We start from the raw sequence: 19666 nt of genomic DNA, 5'->3' as shown, positions 1-19666 counted from the left end.
CGCACGGCCCACTCCGGCAAGCCTCCGCCGTCCCGCTTCGACGGAGGCGGCCGTCATGTCGTGGTCACGGGCTGGTACACGTCAGGGACGGGGTGGACGGGGCGCCGTTGCCGAGGAAGCCGAACGTGGTCGTGCCGGAGGCCGGGATCGAGGCGTTGTACGAGGTGTTGGACACCGTCACCGCGGACCCGCTGGCACTCAGGGTGCCGTTCCACAGTTGGGAGATCGACTGACCGCCGCTCAGCGTCCATCTGACGGTCCACCCGTTGACCGCCGAGTCTCCCGCCTTCACGGTGACCTCACCCTGGTAGCCGCCGGACCACGAGTTCACCGTGCGGTAAGTCGCGGCGCAGGCGCCTGGGGGCTGGGGCGACGGGCTGGTGGACGGCGAGGGTGACGGGCTGGGCGAGGGCGACGGTGACGGCGACGGGCTGGGCGAGGGTGAGGGTGAGGGCGACGGGCTGGGCGAAGGTGACGGGCTGGGCGACGGCGACGGCGACGGCGTGTACGGACACTTGTTGCGGTACATGGAGATGCCGGCCGAATCCATCAGCGGGCACAGGAACTGGGTGTACCGCGTGTCGTTGTCGACGAAGATCTTCAACCAGGGGATCAGCACCCGCATCTCGGTGGTGTTCGCCCGTGTCGCGAACAGATGGTCCACGCCGGTTATCTCCACCCAGGCGCTCGGTGTCGTGGCGGGGATAGTGGTGTAGATCGCGTTCAGATATGACTGCGTGACCGTCGTATCCCGCTGTCCCGAGATGAACATCGTCGGCACCCGGTCGTTGGACATGTTGAAGTTCCCCACAGGGGAGCCGGGCGCGAGTCCGACCGCGGCTTTCAGCGTGGGCCGCCGGAGCAGCGCGGTGAGGACGCCGGCGCCTCCCGCGGAGTGGCCGATCACCGACAATCGGCTGGGGTCGACCCGGTCGCGCACCGAACTCCGCTGCGTGAGGTAGTCGAGCGCGGCGAGGAGCTGGGTCGCCCGGGCATCCGCGCTGTCGGTACGGCTGACGGTCTCGATTCCGATCACGACGAATCCGAAGGACGCCAGCCAGTGGCCCATCCAGGCCTCTTCGACGGAGAACAGCGCGGAGTAGCCGGGCACGATCGCGACCCCGCCGAAGGTCTGGCTGGTATCCGTCGGGTAGTAGATCACCCCGCTGCCGAAGCCGTTCCCCGGCACGCTCATCTGCGCGGTGGCGAAGGTCCCCCTGGTGGCCGCCACGCTGGTCAAGGTCGGGTCGGGGCCCCGCTGGTAGGGATTGTCGGCGGCCGATGCCGGTCGAGTCGCGACGGTCACCGCGAGCAGCCCGAGGATGGCCACCACCGCGGCCACGCGCTTGGTCAACCACGCTCGAGAGCCGGGCTGCGGTCGCGGCCCGCCGGCAGCGTCAGGTGCCGGTGACTCACTCACACGTCGTCGCACTTATTTTCCTCCACTCATGCACTTCCGGCGCCGTGCTCGGCGTCGAGGAATCCGCGGTCAATGACCGGCGCCGGTTACCTGGCTGCGTCGTGGTCCTGGTTCCGCGCATCTCGGGGGAGTCGAGTGTCCGGCCATCGCCAAGGTGGTTCGTCAGGAGAAAGTGCAGAGGTCCCGTTCAGGGGAATACGGACGCCGACCTGCCGCGCCATACGCTGTTAGCGCTCACATGCCGTCCCTCCGCCGAGCCCCCTCTCCTCCGCTGACCGAGGCGGTGCGACAGAGCAAATACGAGGAGAAAGCCTCTGTCAACGGATGCCGGATGCCGGCAGCGACAGTGCGAGGGGGTGAAGACGCTTATCTGGGATATCGGGATCGCCGCACCTCGGCGACGAGGTCCCTGCGCTGAAAATTTCACCGGTGAACGCCTTTCATCTGCTTCCCTGAGCAAGTGGCCGCAGGTGTCCGGCGACAGGCGCCTGGACGCCTTCGACAGGGCCCATCGAGCGGCGCCCGGATAGTGATCCGGGACCGCAACAGGCAGCTTGACCAGCAGTGGAACCTCAACTCTGCCGTTCGACGGCGAACCTGCGGCGACGGCAGAGGCCGACGTCCGGAACCTTCCGCGTCCCCCAGGATCGATCTGGCCGCACCCGCACAAGATCGTCCTGCGGAGCGCACGGCGATTCAGGACCGCACACTTGCTTCCACGCTGGTCGAGGCGCACCAGGACGACCAATTGTGTTAGCGCTAACGCTTTTCACGGACACCACGATAGAGCGCTTGCGAATCAGCCTGGTCGCGGGGCGTACGGTTCGCCGCCATGTTCCTGATGCCTTTCGCAGAGCGTTGACGTGCATAGAGGGCCCGCACAAGACCCGTGCAGGGCATCGTTTCGGTCGCACCCTCGCTATCGGCGAGCCAGGGCCATCCGCGCCAAGCCGCCGAGGCCGGGCGCCTACTTCGGATATTGACCGCGCAGTTGTGATCGCTCACACTGTTGTAACGCCGACGTAACCTTCACTTCCGCCCGGATATATGATGCGCGTTCGGCGTCCCCGCGATACGAACCCGAGTGCCCTGCCACACGAGGTAACCCGCCGTATAAACATTAGCGCTGACATTCGTTGGAGTTCCGATGCAGTCCCCCCATCCGAACCGTCGCCGGCCGCCGCAGGCCACCGGTGCGGCCGCCGGCTTCGACACCGGCCACCTGTCCCGATGCGGCGTGCCGGAGAACCTCGATCGCAGGCCCTCCGGCGGCTCGTGACACCCCTCGTGGCGCAGTGGGACGCCCACAGCAAGGGCGTTCCCATCTGCCGGCCCCCTGCGCGACGAAGCCGCCGACCCAAGTCGCCCTCACCGCCGCCACGTGGCTGTCTCCCCTACGCCGGTCCTGCTGTCGGAGCGGCACGACGCGGCCGGTACGTACGTCGGCGACGCGATGTCCACCAGTGAGGGTTCGACCCAGAAACGCAGATCTAGTGATGGGACATTTCATGGCACTGATCACGGCATCCGATGGTTACTCATCGGGACCTCCGCGGAGCACCGGATCGTTGCGCCGGTTGCTAATCGCCCTTGTGGTGACCGCGCTCACCGCGGTGGCGGCCGTCGTCTCCGCGTCGCCGGCCAAAGCCGCCACCAGCCAGTTCCGCGGCATGAACTGGGCCGTGCTGGGTGACAACTTCAGCACCGGCACGCTCGTCGTTCAGGGCCTGAGCCAGTCCGACAGCAACGCGACAGTGCGGGCCAAGGCCAACGCCCTCTACGACAGCATGGAATACCTCATGGGCGTCAACACCGTCCGGCTGCCCGTCAACACTCACACTGTGGCCAACACGACCTGGTGGAACGCCTACCGCGGCGCCATCGACGCCGCCACCGAGCGTGGATTCAAGGTCATCCTGGCCTACTGGGAGGACGGCGCCGCCTCCGGCGGCAGGATCACCAACCTCTCAGCGTGGAACACGATGTGGTCCAGCGTGGTCAACACGTACGCCTCGAACGGCAACGTCTACTTCGAGCCGATGAACGAGCCGCACGGCTACTCATCGGCGGACTGGCGCAACGTCGCGGCGAACTGGCTCAGCTCTCACCCCACGGCGGTGCCCGGCCGGGTGCTCATCGGCGGCACCGGCTTCAGCCAGGACCTGCGGGACATCTGCAACGACAGCCGCTTCAACTCGACGCTGCTGTCCTTCCACTACTACGCCTTCTTCTACGGCGCGATGACCTACGACGCCTTCCGGAGCCACATTCAGGCGCGTCTCGGCAACTGCGCCTCCCGCGCGGTCGCGACCGAGTTCGGCGCGCCGATGTCCACCGGCCTCAACTACGCGGACGCGAACAGCACCGACAACTTCGTGCGCTACATCCGCGCCATGGCCCAGGTCATGCGGGACAACCAGATGGGCGGCACCTACTGGCCCGCCCTCGGCGGCAAGCCGGGCACCATCGGCTACGACTGGTACTCGATGTACGTTCTGGGTGGCAGCGGCACCAACCTCAACCTGTCCATCCGCAACGGCTCCGGTGCCAACCGGATCCGTTACGCCTGGGGCGACAACATCGGCGGCTCCACCCCCACGCCGGAGCCCACCCCCACCCCCACGCCCGAGCCGGACACGTTCTACCAGATCAACGTGCGCCACAGCGGCAAGGCCATGGACGTCCAGCAACCGAACACCAGCAACGGTGCGCGCGTCGGCCAGTACACCTACGGCGGCAACGCGTGGCAGCAGTGGAGGTTCCAGGACGCCGGCAGCGGCTACTGGCGCATCATCAGCCGCCTCAGCGGAAAGTGTCTTGATGTGGTGAGCGCTTCGACCGCCGACGGCGCCGAGCTCGTCCAGTACACCTGCGGCACCGGCAACAACCAGCAGTTCCAGATGGTCGCCAACGGCGGCTACTTCCAGCTCCGGGCACGGCACAGCGGCAAATGCGTGGACGTGCCGGCCGCGTCGACCGCGGATGGCGTGATCCTCAAGCAGTATTCGTGCAACACCGGCGCCAACCAGCAGTGGTCGCGCACGGCCGTCTGACGGTCGGCTCGGCGTGACCGCGTAACCGCGAGACGGTGTCCGTCGCCGGCGCGTCATCGACGCGCCGGCGACACAGGCGCCAGGCGGAGGAACGGCCGGCCTGGTGTCGGCGAGCGGTCGCAGGAGGGCAGACTCTTGCGGGTGAAGCACATCCTCATCATCGGCATCGGCGCCGGCGACCCCGATCACCTCACCATCCAGGCGGCCAAGGCCATGGCCCGCGCCGACGTCTTCTTCATCCTGGACAAGGGCGAGACCACCCACGACCTCGCCGGGTTCCGCAGGGACCTGATAGACGCGCATGCGAGGGCCCCGTATCGCGTGGTGGAGACCGACGATCCCGAGCGCGACCGGACCGCCGCCGCCTATGGCGCGGCCGTCGAGGACTGGCGGTCGCGTCGTGCGCGTATCTGCGAGCGGCTCGTCCGCGACGAACTGGCGGACGGGCAGACCGGGGCGTTCCTGGTCTGGGGCGACCCCGGCCTGTACGACAGCACGCTGGCCGTCGTCGAGGAGATGCTCGAACGGGGGAACATCCGCTTCACCTACGAGGTCATCCCGGGGATCAGCAGCGTGTCCGCGCTCGCCGCGGGGCACCGCGTGAGCCTGACCCAGGTCGGGCGGCCGGTGCACATCACCACCGGCCGCCGCCTGACCGCGGACGGAGCGACGGCCGACGATCTCGTCATCATGCTGGACGCGCACAGCGCCTTCGCGGGCCTGGACGACTTCCACATCTACTGGGGCGCCTACCTCGGCACTCCCGACGAGATCCTGGTGGACGGCCCGGTCGCCGAGGTCGCCGACCGCATCCGCCAGGTCCGGGACGAGGCCCGCCGCCGCAAAGGCTGGATCATGGACACCTACCTCCTGCGACGCCTGCCCCCCTCTCCTTCCGGCGTCGACGGCCGCGCGGACCACCCGGAGGATCACAGCCCCGGACCCCACACTCGTCCCGACGCCGGCTAGAGGCCGACGGCGTCATCGGCGGTCGAGGTAGCCACCCCGGGTGATCGGTTGGATGAGCCGGGCCGCGTCAGTCCGCGAGCCGGGCGAGGGCCAGTGCGTGCGCCCGGCCGAGGGATTCCGCGGCGGCGCAAGGGACGTCGGGCCGCACGCCGGTGCCCTCCCAGTTCGTGCCGGAGACGGGGTTGATGGCGCGGCCGGTGGGGACGGTGGCCTCCAGGTGGGGGTGCACGGTCCAACCCTTGCACGGGTGCGCGCCGCCGCGGGTGGGCTCGCCGACGACGACGGCGCGGCCGAGCTGTTGCAGGTCGTAGGCCAGTTCTTCGGCGGCGGAGAAGGTGGCGTCGCTGGACAGCACGTACAGCGGTTTGCTGCCGCCGAACCGCGCGCCGGGAACGTGCGGCAGGCTCCAGGACTGCTCGCTGCGCTCGCCGTCGCGCCAGTACATGGTGTTGAGGTGAGTGCGCTCGTCCAACAGGTAGCTGCAGACGAAGGCGACGGTGTCGGGGTCGCCGCCCCGGTTGCCGCGAAGGTCCACGATCAGCGCCTGTGCGCGGGAGGCCAGGGTGAGCGCGGCGCTCAGCGGTTCGGCGGCCCACTCCAGCGGGAACAGCATCGGCGCCAGTTCCACCACGGCGACCCCTCCGTCGAGCGACTCCACCCGGGGCGCACCGCCGAGCGAGGTGTCGAAGTCCCGGCGCATGGAGGCCAGGGTGGCCTCCATCTCCTTGGGGGGCACCTGGTCGGCGTGGTGCTTCAGTCTCAGATGTTTGTCGTTGTTGACGGACTGAAGGTCGGCGGTGACCAGACGGGCGAGCTCCTCGGCGCCGTCGACGTCATAGGCGCCCTCGGCGAGGCGTCGTCGCAGCACGCCGGCGAGCCGCTCGGCTATCTCGGGGAAAACGTAGTGCTCGGTCAGCAACCGGGCCGTCTCGTCGATGACAGGGGCGGGCTGAACCTTCGTCAGAGTCGTCATGGCAGGGAGTAGAGCACTGCTCCGACGAAAACGCCAAAGAGGACATTCAGCAACCTTCGGTATGCGTGATGGGCCACCCCGCCTGCCACCTCTTCGGAAGCCGTACGGCGTGTCGCACCCCGGCGAACGTGTGTGACACCGTGCTAGACGTTAAGGCAGGACGGGTTCGCGGACGCCTGCGCGCATGCCGAGGTAGGCGAGGACGCCGAGGGCCGCGCACATCACCCAGACGGCGCCGCCCACGTACTCGAACAGGGCCGTGCCGATGGTGGGGCCGAGGGCCCAGCCTGCTGCCTGGCAGGTGGACAGTGCGCCTATGTAGCGGCTGCGGAGGATGGGGGCCGGAGCGGCCAGGGCCGGGTAGGCGCCGATGCTGGGAGCGCTGATGATCTCTCCCAGGGTCCAGACGACGGCTCCCAGGATGAAGATCCATGGGCCGAAGGGGAGGCCGAACAGGCTCAGGCCCACGCCCAGGAGGAGGCAGCCGGTGGCGACGGTGGTTCGCATGGGGAAGCGCTGGATGAAGGGGGTCAGCGGGAGTTCCACGAGGATGACCAGCGCGCCGTTGATCGCCACCAGTGCGCCGTAGAGAGCGGTGGGGTAGCCGCGTTGCTGCACTTCGAGCGGCAGCGTCGAGTGGTACTGTGCCTCGGCGACGGCCGTGATGAACATGCCGGCGAGGAACAGCAGGTAGCGCCGGTCCCCCAGCAGGTCCTTGTAGCGCGCGGTGTCCTTGGGGGCCGGGGCCGGGGCCTCGGCGGCTCGGTTCCCGGTGGTGGGGTGGTCGCTCGCGCGGTGAGGGGTCGCGGCCGGGATGACCAGCAGGACGATCAAGGCGAAGAGCAGGTCCGTCAGTGCGTTGACGAGGAAGACGACCTGGTAGGAGAACGCGGCGGCCAGCCACACGCCTAGCAGGGGGCCGATGGCGGCGCCGAGGTTGAGGCCGAAACGGCCGGCGGCCGAGGTCGTGACGAGGCGTTGCGGCGGGGTCAGGTCGGCGAGCATGGTCATGGCGGCGGGGCGGTACATCTGGCCGAAGGCGCCCGCGGCGAAGCTCACGGCCAGCAGCGGGACGAGCGCTGTCACGACGGTCAGGGCCCCGATGGCGAGGCTGCATAACAGCATCGACCAGATGATCACGGTTCGTGCGCCGTACTTTCCGGTGGCGCTGCCGCCGGCGAACGTTCCCACGATCGAGCCCACGCCGAAAAAGCTGACGACGAAACCCGCCTGCGCGGGGCTGTAGCCGAGCCCGGTGAGGTACAGGATCAGGAAGAGCGCGACGAAGCTTCCCATGCGGTTCAGCGCGATGCCGAGCAGCAGGACGATGGCCGACCGCGGCAGTTCGCGCAGCGTGCGGATCACCCCCGCGGGGGTTTCGGCGGCGGGTGTCTGCGGCGGGTTGGTCATGCGGGGCTCCACGTGCGCGGGTTGGTCAAGGGGGGCTCCACGTGCGCGGGTCGATCATGGAGGGCTCCACGTGCGCGGGTCGGTCATGCGGGGCTCCACGTGCAGCGCAGTGCCGCCAGGGACTGGTCCAGTGCGGCGGAGACCTCCTCGCGGGTGGACGCGGTGGCGGTGGCGAAGGCGACGCGGGCTTCCATGAGGTCCTTGTTCGGCAGTCGGACGACTTCGCCCGGGCTGACGAGGGGGACGGCGAGGTCTGTCTCCGGGGGGAGGGCCGACTCGTCGAAGACGATCTCCTCTACGCGGGTCTCGGGCCACGGGGGGTAGGCGAACCTGATTCCGGCGCATGACGTGCGTACCGGGGTCAGGTCGGGGACGGCGCCGCAGGACACGGCGGCGAGGGCCAGGCCGGGGGCCACGCCGGAGGCGTTGCCGCACAGGTAGGAGATGAGGTCGCCGCCCAGCCGGCCGTTGATCTCGATGAGTTTCGGGCCCGTGTCGGTGAGTTTGAGCTCGGTGTGCGTGGCGCCGGTCGAGTAGCCGATGGCGGTGTGGACCTGGGTGAGGAACCTGGTGATCGCGGGGTCGGCCAGCAGCGGCTCGGCGGCCTGTGTCCAGTGGCCGGTCTCCTCGAAGTACGGCGCGTAGCCCATCTCCTTGTGCGCGACGAGGATCGGCATGACCCGGCCGTTCCTCACGACCGAGTCGACGGCGATCTCCTGGCCGGTGAGGTACTCCTCGATCAGGACGGAGCGGTCAGGGGATCGCAGGTCGGCGGCCGGGAGGCGGTGCGCGGAGGGGAAGTGGCCGGCCAGCTCCTCGGCGTCGTGGATGAGCGCGACGGCCTGGCTCGCGACGCCGCCTCTCGGCTTGATGACGATGGGGTAGCCGAACTTGTCGGCCACGGCGCGCGCCTCGGTGAGGTCGGCCACCAGGACGGACTGGGGCTGCGGGACGCCGCGCGCGGCGAGGGCCGAGCGGGTGAGGTGTTTGTCGCGGCAGGCGCGCGCGGCGCCGGGACCGGGGCCTGGCAGGCCCGCGGCGGCCGCGGCCAGCGCGGTGTCGACGACGTGGTCCTCGGCCCACGTCATGATGCCGTCGACGCCGCCTCGTGCGACGATCTCTTGGACGGCGGCGGCGATGCCGTCCGGCGTCATGCCGGGGACGACGCTGACGCCGGTGACGTACGGCGTCTCCCATTCGGCCGGTCTGCCGATGACGATGTGGACGTCGTGGCGCTCACCGATGCCACGCAGCATGAACTCGCGGTACAGGCGGGGCCCTGTCCCGACGACGACCAGCCTCGTCATGCCGGCCGCTTCGCGCCGATGCCGACGAACGCCATCAGTGCCGGGGTCTCGCAGCGGTTGTGCCAGGCGTGCGGGGTCCCCTGCTGGACGACGCAGGAGCCGGGGGTGAGCCGCACCTCGTCACCGGAGTCGAGTTCGAGCCACAGCTCGCCTTCGAGGCAGATGCCGTAGTCGAGGGTGTCGGTGGCGTGCATCCCTGAGGTGTCGCCGGGGTCGAAGGCGTCGATCAGGCCGGGGAGGCGTTCCCGGACCTCCGCGTCGATCTCGGCCTGGTCATCGGGGGACGGTGGTCCGGTGAGCGCGGACGCGGGTGGGAAGCGTACGAGCAGGAGCCGCGTGCCGCCGACTCCGGCGAAGAACGGCAGCGTGATCGGGCCGGGGGCCTTCGGGCCGACGGTCGCTCCGCCGTCGGGGCTGCCCCACATCAGGTACATCTCCTGGCCGAGGAGCGCGCGTGCCGTGATCGGCGGGACGAGCGTGTCGCCTGCGATGACCGCTTTGCCGTCCGGGCCGTAGCCGGTCACGACCAGGCGTGGATCGATCGTCATCAGAGTCCCCCCAGTCCCCGCAGCCGCTTCAGCGTGTCCTCCTCGGCCGCGCGGAGTTCCGCGCACGCGGCGGCCACGCGGGACGCGTCCACCCGGCCGATCGCCTTGCCGATCATCAGCTGGTTCCTGATGTCCCTGCACCGGCCGACGAGGTCGGCGAGCGCCGGATCGGCGTCCGCGTACGCCGGTTGCCGCTTCGCGAACTCCCGCAGGCAGGCCCGTGACCCCTCGTACACCGAGAAGGCGTCGTACAGCAGGGCGATGGTGCGGGCCGGGGTGATCCACGGTGTCCCCAGCAGGTCCGCGACCCCGTCGAGCAGCGCGTAGGTGTCGTCGTAGGTCCGCAGGACCTCGGTGAACGCCGCCGCCGACCCGGCCGCCGCGGCGGCGGCGTCGTACGGGCCGGCGGGGAACCAGCTGACGTGCCGCAGTTTGCCGTTGTCGTACGCCGCGGCGACGACGTCCTCGGGATAGGCGTACCGGCACAGCACACTGGCCTGGTTGTCGTCGAGGATCGACCAGAGGCCGTCGGCGCGGGAGGTGAGGGTGATCGTGTGGACGATGTGCTCGGTGCGGTACTCGGGGGTGTGCGGGAGGTAGTAGACGTCGATGAACAGGATCACGTGACCGGTGCGCTCGACGGTGTCGAGGATGAGCTCGCGTGCCTGCGCGTAGGTGTCGAACGGCACGTACTCGCGGGTGATCCCGACGCGTGCGAGCGCGGCGGGGTCGAGGAGGTCGCTCTGGAAGTCGTACTTCGGGCGGCCGAGGCGGATGACCTGGTCGGCGATGTCGTCGCCGGCGACCAGGCAGTTGTAGAAGGTCAGCGGCAGGTCGGGGACACGCTCGGCGAGCATGACCATGGCCTGCCGCTGGTAGCAGTTGAGGAACGACCGGTCGTATAACTGCTGGTCGTAGTCGTGGACGACGTCCTTCATGTCGTCAGATCGTCCGGGTCATGAAGTAGCTGTGCGGGTCGGGGCCGTAGCCTTCGAACGGGCCGCAGGCTTCGAAGCCGAACTTCTCGTACAGCTTCCTGGCCTGCTCGAAGTGCTCGGTCGCGCCGGTCTCCAGGCTGAGCCGTTCGATGCCCATCGCCTTGGCCTCCTCCAGCATGTGGGTGAGGAGCAGGCTCGCGATGCCGTCACGCCGGCGCTCGGGGGCGGTGCGCATGGACTTGATCTCGGCGTGCGTGCCGTCGATGCGCTTGATCGCGCCGCAGCCGACGAGCTGGTCGCCGTCGTACACCGACCAGAACGTGACCTCCGGGACCCGCAGCCTGTCGAGGTCGAGTGCGTACACGCTCTCGGAGGGGGTGATGGCGTGCATCTCCCGCAGGTGGTCCTCCAGGAACGCGGCGATCTCCGGGCCGCGGAGATCGTCGAGCACGATCTTCATGTACTTGCCTCCAGTAGTGCGCACGCGAAGAAGCCCGGCGCGGAGGCCTGCGCGAGGTAGAGAGCTCCTGGCTCCAGGCCGGCCTTGTGGTCGTAGTCCATCAGATTGATCAGCCAGTCGGCGTTGCCGCAATGACCGTACCGGGTCATCGGCTCCTGGAAGTAGAGCTTCCCGCGGGCCTGTCCGGCGGCCATCGCGTTGAAGGTCGCGATGGGTGCGAACAGGCTCGAAGTGAAGATCTTCGCGACGTCCTCCGGCGTGCGTCCGGCCTGGCCGAACGCCTGGCCGAGCGCGGCCCGCGCCACCGACTGCCGGGTCGCGAACGTGTCCTCGCCGACCATGCCGGAGAAGTCGGCGGCGACACCGGTCCCCGCGAGCGTGAGGCCGGCGTGGTCACGGCCGATGAGGCAGCCGGCCACGGCGTCACCGAAGACCGCGAAGGACTTCACCCGGTCGCGGTCGTCCGGTGTGAAGTCCAGCGCCACCAGTACGACGTTGCGCGCGTCCGCGCCGGCCAGGCCCCAGGCGTACCGCAGAGCCTCGATGGAGCTGCAGCACTGCTGGAGCGACACGATCGCGGGAACGCACGCGGTGAGCCCGGCGGCGCGCATGACGTCGACGGCGACGTCCCTGCCGAGCAGGCCGAGCACGCCGTCGGAGGTCGCGAGCACGAGCCGGTCCACCTCGGCCGCGCGGACGCCGTGCTCGCTCAGCACCTTCGCCACACAGTCCACGATGTACGGGGTGACCGGCCCGGTCATCTTCCGGTACGTGCCCGTCCCCATCGCGGCGAACGCGGTGTCCGGCGACACCGCGCGCCACAGTTCCTCGAACCCGGGGATGTCCTCAGGACGGCCTTCGGCGTGACCGGCGACGCAGGCGAAGGACCCGATGGCCGCCACTCAGACCTCGACCGGCGCGCCGGCGTCGATCTCCTCGATCACCGACAGGATGCCTTCGACCTCGTCGAGCATCGGCACCCACTCGGGACGCAGCGCGATCTTCCCGCCTGCCTTCTCCTCGATGTAGTTGTTGACGAGGATGAGGATGTTGAGCGAGCTGATGCCGAGTTCGGCGCGTGACGTGCTCTGCGCGACCTCGTCGTAGGTGAGGTCCGGGGCCATCGGCTGCGTGCCGAGGAAGTCGACGAAGTGCCTCAGCCGGTCGTCGATCTCAGGCATTGGCCACCCGCCTGAACTCGTAGCCGTTGAGGTTCTCGGTGTAGATCCGGTTGTAGCCGTACCTGTCCTCGCCGGAGACCAGGACGCAGCCGTGGTAGTCGAGGCTGATCTCGTCGCCGAACTCGACCAGCCTGTCCACGTGCTCGTACACCTTGGTCTGCGGGATCACGTACCTGGAGGCGTAACCGAGGCGGGTCTGGTCGCTGATGTTCGGCAGGGACCCGTGGACGCACTTCTCGACGAACAGGACGAACTGACCGGGTTCCATCTCCATGTCGACGACGTCGTCCTTCTCCGGGTCCCAGCTCGGGTCGATCTGGAGCTCGGAGTAGTCGTAGCCGAAGAAGTCGGTCTTGCGCTCCGGGCTCTTGTGGAGCCGCCGGTTCTCGTCGTAGAACCAGCGCTTCTGGCTGCCGCGGATGAAGCGCAGGCAGCCGTTCTCGCGCCTGGCCGGGGAGAAGGCGGTCCAGACGCTGACGTCCTGGAGGACCGTGTCGTCGTCGCGGCTGTAGGCGAAGTTCAGTGAAGGCGTGGCGGCGGTCGTGGTCTCGCCCACGATGTACTTCTCGACCTGGTGCCAGCCGGTGCCGGCGTCACCCGGCTGCTTCTGGAAGATGTTGGACTTCCAGCAGATGATGTCCTCGCCGAGGAGTGAGCGCAGCTTGTTCACGATCTCGGGCCGTGAGATGTGCTCGGAGAGCGTGTCGCAGTCCAGGTGCCGGTCATAGTTGATGATCGTCGAGTTGTGCGGCTTGTTCTTCGACAACGCCATCTCGATCATGGCCTTGCTCCAGATCTTCTGAGCCTCGCCGGGCTCGTACAGATCGAAGGGGCCAACGTAGCCGTTGTCCTTGAAGAACTGGACCTGCTCGGCGGTGAGACCGTCGGTCAGCGATGTCATCTGCCCGTACCCTTCTTGTCGAGGAGCCGTTGTGCGTTTTTCCACATGAACAGGTCGCGGTCGGCCTGGGGCATCTCAGCCGGGAAGGCTCCTTCGGCTGTGAGTCGTTCCACGAAGTTGGTCTGCCTGCCCTGCAACCGGAAGATCGGCCAGTCGGTTCCGAACAGCACCTTGTGGTTGATGTTGCGGCGGAAGAACCGGTTGAGCCCGGCCACCCCGTCGGGGGCCTCGTAACCGCTGGCGTCGATGTAGACGTTCGGCCGGTTGTTGCAGAGCATCGCGCACTCGTCGGGGTAGTGGACGCTGCCGTGCGCGAGCACGAAGTCCACGCCGGGGAAGTCCCGCGCGGGCCGGTCCACGTAGATCGGCAGCGCGATCTCGAAGTCGAGGGCCGGGGAGGTCGCGCCGATGTGCGACAGCACCGGCAGCCGGTGCTGCGCGCAGATCTCGTAGAACGGGTAGAGCGCCTTGTCGTCGAGGCGGTAGCCGCACGGCGGGTAGAGCTTCATCCCGTCGAAGCCGTACTCGACGATGGCCCGTTCGAACAGCGCGATCCCGTCGGCTCCCCACCGCGGGTCGACGCCGACCAGGACGCGGAAGCGGCCGGGGTGCCGGTCGGTCACCACCTTGTGGTGGTCGACGATCTCCTCGATGGTGTGCGTGCCGTCCTTCAGCGCGTAGGTGAAGTCCGGCATCAGCAGCACGGCCTCGTCGATCCCCGCCTCGTCCATCTCCTTGACGAGCTGGTCGCACAGCGGATCCTGGAGGGTCGCGTCGTGCACGCGGCGCAGGTGTTCCTTGCGCGCCGGCAGGCCGCGCGCGTGCATGGACACGGCCATGTTGTCGATGACCCCGTCGCGGAACGACGGCGGGAAGCACATCTCGGCCGCGACGTGGCAGTGAAAGTCGATGATCTTCATGAGCCCGCCTTCAGGCAGATGCCGACGATGTCGTGCACGTATTCGGCCTCGATGAACTCCATGACGTGGCTCATGGTGTCGATGCCGGTCTGCTCCTCAAGGACGAACACGATGCTCATGAGCCCGATCGAGTCGACGCCGAGGTCGTTCCTGAGGCTCATGTGCGGCGCGACGTCCTTGCCCGGCAGGACGCCGGCGATGATCTGGCAGAGCTCGTCCTCGGTCACCGGTCTTCACTCGTCCAGACGGTGCGCCTGACCGCGCCACGGTCGATCTTGAAGTTCCTGGTCAGCAGACCGCTCTCCACGGTGAGCTCCTCCGCCGGGCGGACGAGAGTCGCCGCGATGCGGTGCGACGGCTCGTGGTCCGCGTTCATCCGTGTGATGTGCGCCTCGACCTCGGCCGCCTTGCCCGGGTCGTCCAGCCAGACGACGCAGGCGAGCAGCGCGGCGCCGTCCGGCAGGGCCACCATGGCGCGGACGCCGGGAAAGGCGCGTTCGATGCCGGCCTCGAGCTCGGCCGGGTTGATCTTCACACCGCTCCTGGTGATGATCACGTTGTTCTTGCGGCCGGTGAGCCGCAGGAAGCCGTCCTCGAGGACCCCGAGGTCGCCGGTGACGATCCTGCCGTCGGGGAGGAAGACGGCGTCCTGCGTCTCGACGCCTTCGTACACGTACCCGGCGACCTGCGGCCGTTCGGCGCGCACGACGACCTCGCCGCCGTCGCCGAGTTCGACGGTGACGCCGTCCACGGGCCGTCCCGCCGTGCCGGCCCTGGCCGCACCCGGCACGTTCATGGCGATCCAGCCGATCTCGGTGCTGCCGTAGATCTCGTACAGCGGCGCGCCGAGCTCCTGGAACAGGGTGACCATGGCCGGCGGCACCGGCGCGGACCCGGTGTACATGAGCCGCACCCGCGACCCGTACATCGACAGCCATGCGCGGCCCTTGTCCATGCGCTCGGCCGGGCCGGCGGCCATGACACGGTTGTAGAGCACTTCGAAGAAGGACGGCGGGCCGAGGATGATCGTGGGTTCCACGACCTTGAGCGCGTGGAACATGATCTCCGGCGGGACGACGGTGGCCGCGCAGCCCGTCCAGATCGCCAGGTAGGTGAGGTAGCGCTGCTGGAAGTTCGAGTACGGCATCACGATCAAGATGTCGTCGTCCGTCGTGACCCGCCACGCGCGGGCCGACAGCTCGACGGTGTTGGCGATGCCGTCGTCGGTGAGCATCAGGCCCTTCTGCGTCCCGGCGGTCCCCGAGGAGAACGCGATCGTGCGCACTCCAGGCGGCAGCGCCGGGACGTCGTCGTGCCGCGCCGGGTCGAGCTTGACCGGTCGTTCGGACAGGACCGCGGTGGCCGCCGGCAGGCCGGCCTCGCCGGGGAGCGGCTCGGTCACCAGCAGCGCGGCCAGACGGTAGCGCTCGACGAACGCGCCGATCTCCGCCGGTTCGTGACGGTTCTCCGCGGGGATGGCGACGGGGACGCAGCCGAGCGCGAGCAGCGCGAGGTCGGCGAGGATCCACTCGTAGGAGTTCGGGCCGAGCACGCCGACGAGGTCACCCGGGCGAAGGCCGCTGTCGCGCAGCTCGGACATGAGCTGGACGGCGTCGTCGTGGATCTCGCCGTACGTCTTGACCAGCGTGGTCCTGTCGCGCGCCACGAACCGCATCCGTTGCGCGGGATGCTCGGCGAGCTTGTCCACCAAGGAGTCAGCGAACATGGATGTGTTCCTGGACGTACTCGACGGACCGCATGGGCCCGAGGCGTAACTCCTCGACCAGTGGCTTCAGCGGGCCGGGCTCCGCCGGGCCGTACGTGGCGTGGAAGGTGAGCGCGGGGCCGGGGCCGGGGAGCAGCAGGACCTCGGCGAGGCAGCGGGCCAGCGACCGCAGCCCGGCGATCACCACGTCCGGATCGACGACGAGAACGGGGCCGTCGAGCGCGAGCGCGCCGACCTGTGCCAGGTAGGACAGCTGGAGGAACATGCCGTCGCTGTCGGGGAACGTGCCGAGGCCGCGGTCCACGTAGCGCAGGCATTCGGCCAGGTAGTACGCGATGACGTCGGCCCTGTCCAGCCCGAGCGGCCCGGCCCACACCTCGGCGAGGACCAGGACGCCGAACACGTCGGCGGCCGTCTCCTGGAGCACCCCGACGGCCCATTTGTCGGCGGTCCGCAGCGGGCCGAAGTCGGTCGCGGGCCGGCGCACGAAGTGGCCGAACTCGTGGCTGAGCACACCGAGCGTCGGAATGCCGGCGAACCGCTCGTCCGCCGGGTCGAACGTGTTCCCCCCGCGCACGTACCGCGCGGAGAGCGGCCCGGACACCGTGTCGAGGATGGCACGGTGGGTGTTGCGGAAGTAGTAGGTCTTCATGTACGGCGACCGGCCGACGCCTTCGTCCTCCGGCAGGAAGTACGCGATGTGCTTGGGGTGCAGGTTCCCCTCGCCCGCCATGAAGAACAACCGGGTCGCGCCGAACGCCGGCAGGTCGCCGAGCCGGAGGTCGACCATGAGCGTGCGCAGGTACGGCTCGACCCGGTCGCGCTCGGCGAGCGCGGCGTCCACGAACCCCTGTCCCGTCTCGTCGCTCCGGCAGGCGAACGCCGTCGGCAACCCGCCGGGGTCCTTCCCCGACCAGGTGCCGAGGTGGTTGGCGACGAGCGTCACGTCCTCACGCAGCTCCGCGAGCTCGCACAACGCCTCGGTCGTGTAGCCGTGCTCGACGGCGTCGGCGCGCAGCGCGAGCGCGCGCCGACCGGCGTCGTCCGGCAGGTGCTTGGCGATGTCACGCATGGCGGAGGCGGCCAGCGCCGGAGCGTGGAACCGCCGCGTGTCCTCCCCCGCCGTCTCCTTGACGTGCTGCCAGTCGGCGTCGACGACCGTCTTCAGCGCGGCCAGCCCGGTGAGGAAACCTCCGCCGAGGTCCGGGGTCTCGGTCGCGAGGTCGAGGCACGCCACCTGGTAGGCCCCGGACGGCGGCCAGAAGGCGCCACGCCAGTGGCGGTACGTCCCGGCGGCGGCCTTGTTGCGCACGTAGTCGAACCTCACGCGTTCTCCCTCGAGTCGGCGGTAACCAGGGCCGCGCCTTTTTCGCCGATCATCATGCTCGCGGCGTTCGTGTTGCCGGAGACCATGGCCGGCATCACCGACGCGTCGATCACGCGCAGCCCGGACAGGCCGTGGACGCGCAGCCTGTGGTCGACGACGGACATCGGGTCGGCGCCCATCCGGCACGTCCCCACCGGGTGGTAGGACGTGTCGCCGTTCTCCCGCGCGTAGGCGACCAGTTCGTCGTCGGTCTGGACGTCCTTCCCCGGGATCAGCTCGAACGCGCGGAACGCGTCGAGCGCCGGATCCTCGACGACGCGGCGCGCGATGCGCATCCCGGCGACCAGCCGCGCACGGTCGGCCTCGTCGGCGAGGAAACGCGGCCGGATCGCCGGAGGGGCCGTCGCGTCGGCGGACCTGATGTGGATGGACCCGGCGGACTCCGGCCGCAGCGGATAGACGCCGACGGTCATGCCGGGAGCGGTGTCGAGCCGCCGGGTCGCTCCCGCGCCGTAGCTGGCCGGAGCGAAGTGGAACTGGACGTCGGGCCGCGGCTCGGCGTCGGACGAGCGGACGAAGCCGTGGCCGAGCGCGATGGGAAGACTGAGCAGGCCGCGGCGGCGCGTCAGGTACGTCGCGACCTCGCGGGCCAGGCGCAGGCCGCGCGAGCGCTCGTTGAACGTGATGGGACGGGTGACCCGCCAGCGCAGCCGGGTCGCGTAGTGGTCGCGGAAATGCTCGCCCACCCCTGGCAGGTGGTGCACGACCGGCACCCCGGCCGCGGCGAGCACGCCGGCGGAGCCGACCCCCGACAGTTCGAGCAGCTGCGGCGACTGGACGGTCCCGGCGCTGACGATCACCTCGCGGCCGCAGTCGGCCTGCCGGCTGCGGCCCTGGTGGCGGTAGGTGACGCCGACGCAGCGTTTGCCCTCGAACCTGAGGCGGGTGACGTGCGCGTCGGTGAGCACGGTCAGGTTGGGGCGGCGCAGCGCACGGCGGAGATACGTCCCGGCGACCGACGAGCGGCGGCCGCCGTCGTGGTTGACCTGGTAGTAGCCGAATCCTTCCTGGTCACCGGAGTTGTAGTCGGGGTTCTCCGGGTATCCGGCCTTCTGCGCGGCCAGCAGGAACGCGTCGCACAGCTCGTCGCGCTCACGCGGCAGTCCGACGCTGATCAGCCCTTCGCCGCCCCGGCTCGGCCCGCCGATCCCCGTACGCTCCAGGCTCTTGAAGTACGGCAGGACGCCGGCCCACGACCAGCCGGGGTTGCCGAGGCGTTCCCACTCGTCGTAGTCCTCGCGCTGACCGCGGACGAAGATCATGCCGTTGATCTGGTTGGACCCCCCGAGCAGGCGTCCGCGTGGAATGCTCACGCTCCGGCCGCCGATCGTCGGATCGGCGTCGGTCTCGAAGCACCAGTCGTACCTGGGGTTTCCCATGAGGATGGTCTCCGCGGCCGGGATCGACAGCAGCGGGCTGCGCCGCCGCGACCCCGACTCAAGCAGGAGCACCCGTGTGCCGGGGTCCTCCGACAACCGCGACGCCAGCACGCACCCCGCCGCGCCGGCCCCCACGATGATGTAGTCGGCCCGCATCTAACGGGCCGCCGCGAGAGTGGTCCGGTGCATCAGGCGCCGGTGGTTGACGTCGTCGTAGTAGGTGGCCATGTGCATGGCGCTGCGGTTGTCCCACAGGATGATGTCGCCGACCTGCCATCGGTGCCGGTAGGTGAATCGCGGCATCGTGGCGAACTCCTGCAGGAACGTGATGAGCGGCCGGCTCTCTTCCTCGTCCATCCCCTCGATGCGCCACGGCACGTTGCCGCCGACGTACAGGGCCTTGCGTCCGCGCACGTCGTGCACCTTGACGATGGGGTGCGCGACGTCCACCCACTCCTCGCGTTCCTTGGCGGTGGGAGGCGGCCGGTCGGGGTAGTTGTAGGGCCGGGACTGGACGCGGCTGATGACGACCTTGAGGTCGGCGATCCGGTCCTTGACCTTGACCGGGAGCGCGTCGTAGGCGGCGTACATGTTGCCGTACCACGTGTCCCCGCCGACCGGCGGGATCTCGCGCGCGTACAGCATCGATCCCGTCGGCGGGTCGGTCAGGTACGCTCCGTCGCTGTGCCACACGCGGCCGCTGTACGCCGAGCCGATCGGCTTGCCGTCGCGGGTCAGATTCGACAGCACGAGTATCTCGGGATGGTCGTCGGCGTTGAACTGGGATCGCGTGTAGGTGAGCACCTCACCGAATCTGCGGGTGAACTCCACCTGCTGATCAGGGGTCATCTTCTGGCCTCTGATCAGCAAAATCGTGGTGTCGATCCAGGCCCGATAGATGCGCTCGAAGTCGTGATCTGAAATACGACCTGTGACATCGATTCCGCGGACTTCAGTGCCAATGGTTTCCGTAATGGGAATCAACTCGGGCATGGCTGAACCTCGCATAGAACCCGTAGCGGCGACGGCCGGAGCATATGACACCGTCACAGCGGCACGCAAGACAGCGGGAAACTTTCACCAACCGGAATCGG

Annotated in this window: 19 protein-coding genes; 3 read left to right on the top strand and 16 right to left on the bottom strand. The window is 69.0% G+C overall.

Annotated elements, in window-relative coordinates; all coding sequences use genetic code 11:
• Positions 1–64: 64 nt before the first annotated feature.
• Positions 65–1354, bottom strand: coding sequence for a poly(ethylene terephthalate) hydrolase family protein (locus ACFO60_RS15230; protein WP_380840856.1), 1290 nt, complete (start codon positions 1352–1354; stop codon positions 65–67).
• A 1213-nt stretch (positions 1355–2567) separates the two neighbouring features.
• On the opposite strand from ACFO60_RS15230, the gene ACFO60_RS15225 reads away from it, so the two are divergent.
• The 3 genes from ACFO60_RS15225 to cobF all read left to right on the top strand — a co-directional run bounded on the left by ACFO60_RS15225 (position 2568) and on the right by cobF (position 5442).
• On the top strand, positions 2568–2699 hold the full coding sequence (locus ACFO60_RS15225) for a hypothetical protein (protein WP_380840855.1): 132 nt from the start codon (positions 2568–2570) through the stop codon (positions 2697–2699).
• 298 nt (positions 2700–2997) lie between these two features.
• A complete protein-coding gene (locus ACFO60_RS15220) occupies positions 2998–4473 on the top strand; it encodes an RICIN domain-containing protein (RefSeq protein WP_380840854.1) in 1476 nt (491 codons plus the stop codon).
• 141 nt (positions 4474–4614) lie between these two features.
• The gene (gene cobF / locus ACFO60_RS15215; protein ID WP_380840853.1) at positions 4615–5442 is read left to right on the top strand and encodes a precorrin-6A synthase (deacetylating); all 828 of its coding nucleotides are present in this window, start codon (positions 4615–4617) and stop codon (positions 5440–5442) included.
• A 67-nt stretch (positions 5443–5509) separates the two neighbouring features.
• Here the strand turns inward: cobF and ACFO60_RS15210 are convergent, their stop codons facing one another.
• From ACFO60_RS15210 to ACFO60_RS15140, 15 genes are all read right to left on the bottom strand, one after another.
• Complete coding sequence (locus ACFO60_RS15210) at positions 5510–6415, bottom strand: S41 family peptidase (protein WP_380840852.1); 906 nt, start codon at positions 6413–6415, stop codon at positions 5510–5512.
• 150 nt (positions 6416–6565) lie between these two features.
• The gene (locus tag ACFO60_RS15205; RefSeq protein WP_380840851.1) at positions 6566–7825 is read right to left on the bottom strand and encodes an MFS transporter; all 1260 of its coding nucleotides are present in this window, start codon (positions 7823–7825) and stop codon (positions 6566–6568) included.
• 83 nt (positions 7826–7908) lie between these two features.
• Positions 7909–9132 carry an ATP-grasp domain-containing protein gene (locus tag ACFO60_RS15200; RefSeq protein WP_380840850.1) on the bottom strand — a complete coding sequence of 408 codons (1224 nt, stop codon included), beginning with the start codon at positions 9130–9132 and terminating at the stop codon, positions 7909–7911.
• A complete protein-coding gene (locus ACFO60_RS15195; RefSeq protein ID WP_380840848.1) occupies positions 9129–9680 on the bottom strand; it encodes a cupin domain-containing protein in 552 nt (183 codons plus the stop codon). Before ACFO60_RS15195 ends, ACFO60_RS15200 begins: the two co-directional genes overlap by 4 nt.
• Positions 9680–10618: a hypothetical protein gene (locus tag ACFO60_RS15190; RefSeq protein WP_380840846.1), complete on the bottom strand. Its 939-nt coding sequence runs from the start codon at positions 10616–10618 to the stop codon at positions 9680–9682. The genes ACFO60_RS15195 and ACFO60_RS15190 overlap by 1 nt, the downstream gene beginning before the upstream one ends.
• 4 nt (positions 10619–10622) lie before the next feature.
• Entirely contained in the window at positions 10623–11078 is a 456-nt protein-coding gene (locus ACFO60_RS15185) for a GNAT family N-acetyltransferase (protein ID WP_380840844.1), read from the bottom strand.
• Positions 11075–11980, bottom strand: a complete 906-nt coding sequence (locus ACFO60_RS15180; RefSeq protein ID WP_380840842.1) for a beta-ketoacyl-[acyl-carrier-protein] synthase family protein — start codon at positions 11978–11980, stop codon at positions 11075–11077. The genes ACFO60_RS15185 and ACFO60_RS15180 overlap by 4 nt, the downstream gene beginning before the upstream one ends.
• Positions 11981–12259, bottom strand: a complete 279-nt coding sequence (locus ACFO60_RS15175) for a hypothetical protein (protein ID WP_380840840.1) — start codon at positions 12257–12259, stop codon at positions 11981–11983.
• Complete coding sequence (locus ACFO60_RS15170; protein WP_380840839.1) at positions 12252–13160, bottom strand: chlorinating enzyme; 909 nt, start codon at positions 13158–13160, stop codon at positions 12252–12254. Before ACFO60_RS15170 ends, ACFO60_RS15175 begins: the two co-directional genes overlap by 8 nt.
• A complete protein-coding gene (locus ACFO60_RS15165) occupies positions 13157–14080 on the bottom strand; it encodes an amidohydrolase family protein (RefSeq protein WP_380840838.1) in 924 nt (307 codons plus the stop codon). The genes ACFO60_RS15170 and ACFO60_RS15165 overlap by 4 nt, the downstream gene beginning before the upstream one ends.
• Positions 14077–14307: an acyl carrier protein gene (locus tag ACFO60_RS15160; RefSeq protein ID WP_380840837.1), complete on the bottom strand. Its 231-nt coding sequence runs from the start codon at positions 14305–14307 to the stop codon at positions 14077–14079. The genes ACFO60_RS15165 and ACFO60_RS15160 overlap by 4 nt, the downstream gene beginning before the upstream one ends.
• Positions 14304–15806 carry an AMP-binding protein gene (locus tag ACFO60_RS15155; RefSeq protein ID WP_380840836.1) on the bottom strand — a complete coding sequence of 501 codons (1503 nt, stop codon included), beginning with the start codon at positions 15804–15806 and terminating at the stop codon, positions 14304–14306. Before ACFO60_RS15155 ends, ACFO60_RS15160 begins: the two co-directional genes overlap by 4 nt.
• Positions 15796–17133, bottom strand: coding sequence for a hypothetical protein (locus ACFO60_RS15150; RefSeq protein WP_380840835.1), 1338 nt, complete (start codon positions 17131–17133; stop codon positions 15796–15798). The genes ACFO60_RS15155 and ACFO60_RS15150 overlap by 11 nt, the downstream gene beginning before the upstream one ends.
• Positions 17130–18728 (bottom strand): GMC family oxidoreductase, encoded by a 1599-nt coding sequence (locus ACFO60_RS15145; protein ID WP_380840833.1) that lies wholly within the window; start codon positions 18726–18728, stop codon positions 17130–17132. Before ACFO60_RS15145 ends, ACFO60_RS15150 begins: the two co-directional genes overlap by 4 nt.
• Positions 18729–19565, bottom strand: coding sequence for a TauD/TfdA dioxygenase family protein (locus tag ACFO60_RS15140; RefSeq protein WP_380840832.1), 837 nt, complete (start codon positions 19563–19565; stop codon positions 18729–18731).
• Positions 19566–19666: the final 101 nt, after the last annotated feature.

This window comes from Sphaerisporangium dianthi (assembly GCF_042654065.1).
GTDB lineage: Bacteria > Actinomycetota > Actinomycetes > Streptosporangiales > Streptosporangiaceae > Sphaerisporangium > Sphaerisporangium dianthi.
Note: the sequence above shows the minus strand (reverse complement) of the source record. Positions and strands in the feature narration are given on the sequence as shown.

Excerpts from the sequence above, each read along its gene's own strand:
- ACFO60_RS15210 (WP_380840852.1), bottom strand. The coding sequence starts at position 6,415 with ATGACGACTCTGACGAAGGTTCAGCCCGCCCCTGTCATCGACGAGACG.
- ACFO60_RS15175 (WP_380840840.1), bottom strand. The coding sequence starts at position 12,259 with ATGCCTGAGATCGACGACCGGCTGAGGCACTTCGTCGACTTCCTCGGC.
- ACFO60_RS15205 (WP_380840851.1), bottom strand. The coding sequence starts at position 7,825 with ATGACCAACCCGCCGCAGACACCCGCCGCCGAAACCCCCGCGGGGGTG.
- ACFO60_RS15225 (WP_380840855.1), top strand. The coding sequence starts at position 2,568 with ATGCAGTCCCCCCATCCGAACCGTCGCCGGCCGCCGCAGGCCACCGGT.
- ACFO60_RS15195 (WP_380840848.1), bottom strand. The coding sequence starts at position 9,680 with ATGACGATCGATCCACGCCTGGTCGTGACCGGCTACGGCCCGGACGGC.
- ACFO60_RS15185 (WP_380840844.1), bottom strand. The coding sequence starts at position 11,078 with ATGAAGATCGTGCTCGACGATCTCCGCGGCCCGGAGATCGCCGCGTTC.
- ACFO60_RS15170 (WP_380840839.1), bottom strand. The coding sequence starts at position 13,160 with ATGACATCGCTGACCGACGGTCTCACCGCCGAGCAGGTCCAGTTCTTC.
- ACFO60_RS15165 (WP_380840838.1), bottom strand. The coding sequence starts at position 14,080 with ATGAAGATCATCGACTTTCACTGCCACGTCGCGGCCGAGATGTGCTTC.
- ACFO60_RS15155 (WP_380840836.1), bottom strand. The coding sequence starts at position 15,806 with ATGTTCGCTGACTCCTTGGTGGACAAGCTCGCCGAGCATCCCGCGCAA.
- ACFO60_RS15145 (WP_380840833.1), bottom strand. The coding sequence starts at position 18,728 with ATGCGGGCCGACTACATCATCGTGGGGGCCGGCGCGGCGGGGTGCGTG.
- ACFO60_RS15190 (WP_380840846.1), bottom strand. The coding sequence starts at position 10,618 with ATGAAGGACGTCGTCCACGACTACGACCAGCAGTTATACGACCGGTCG.
- ACFO60_RS15200 (WP_380840850.1), bottom strand. The coding sequence starts at position 9,132 with ATGACGAGGCTGGTCGTCGTCGGGACAGGGCCCCGCCTGTACCGCGAG.
- ACFO60_RS15140 (WP_380840832.1), bottom strand. The coding sequence starts at position 19,565 with ATGCCCGAGTTGATTCCCATTACGGAAACCATTGGCACTGAAGTCCGC.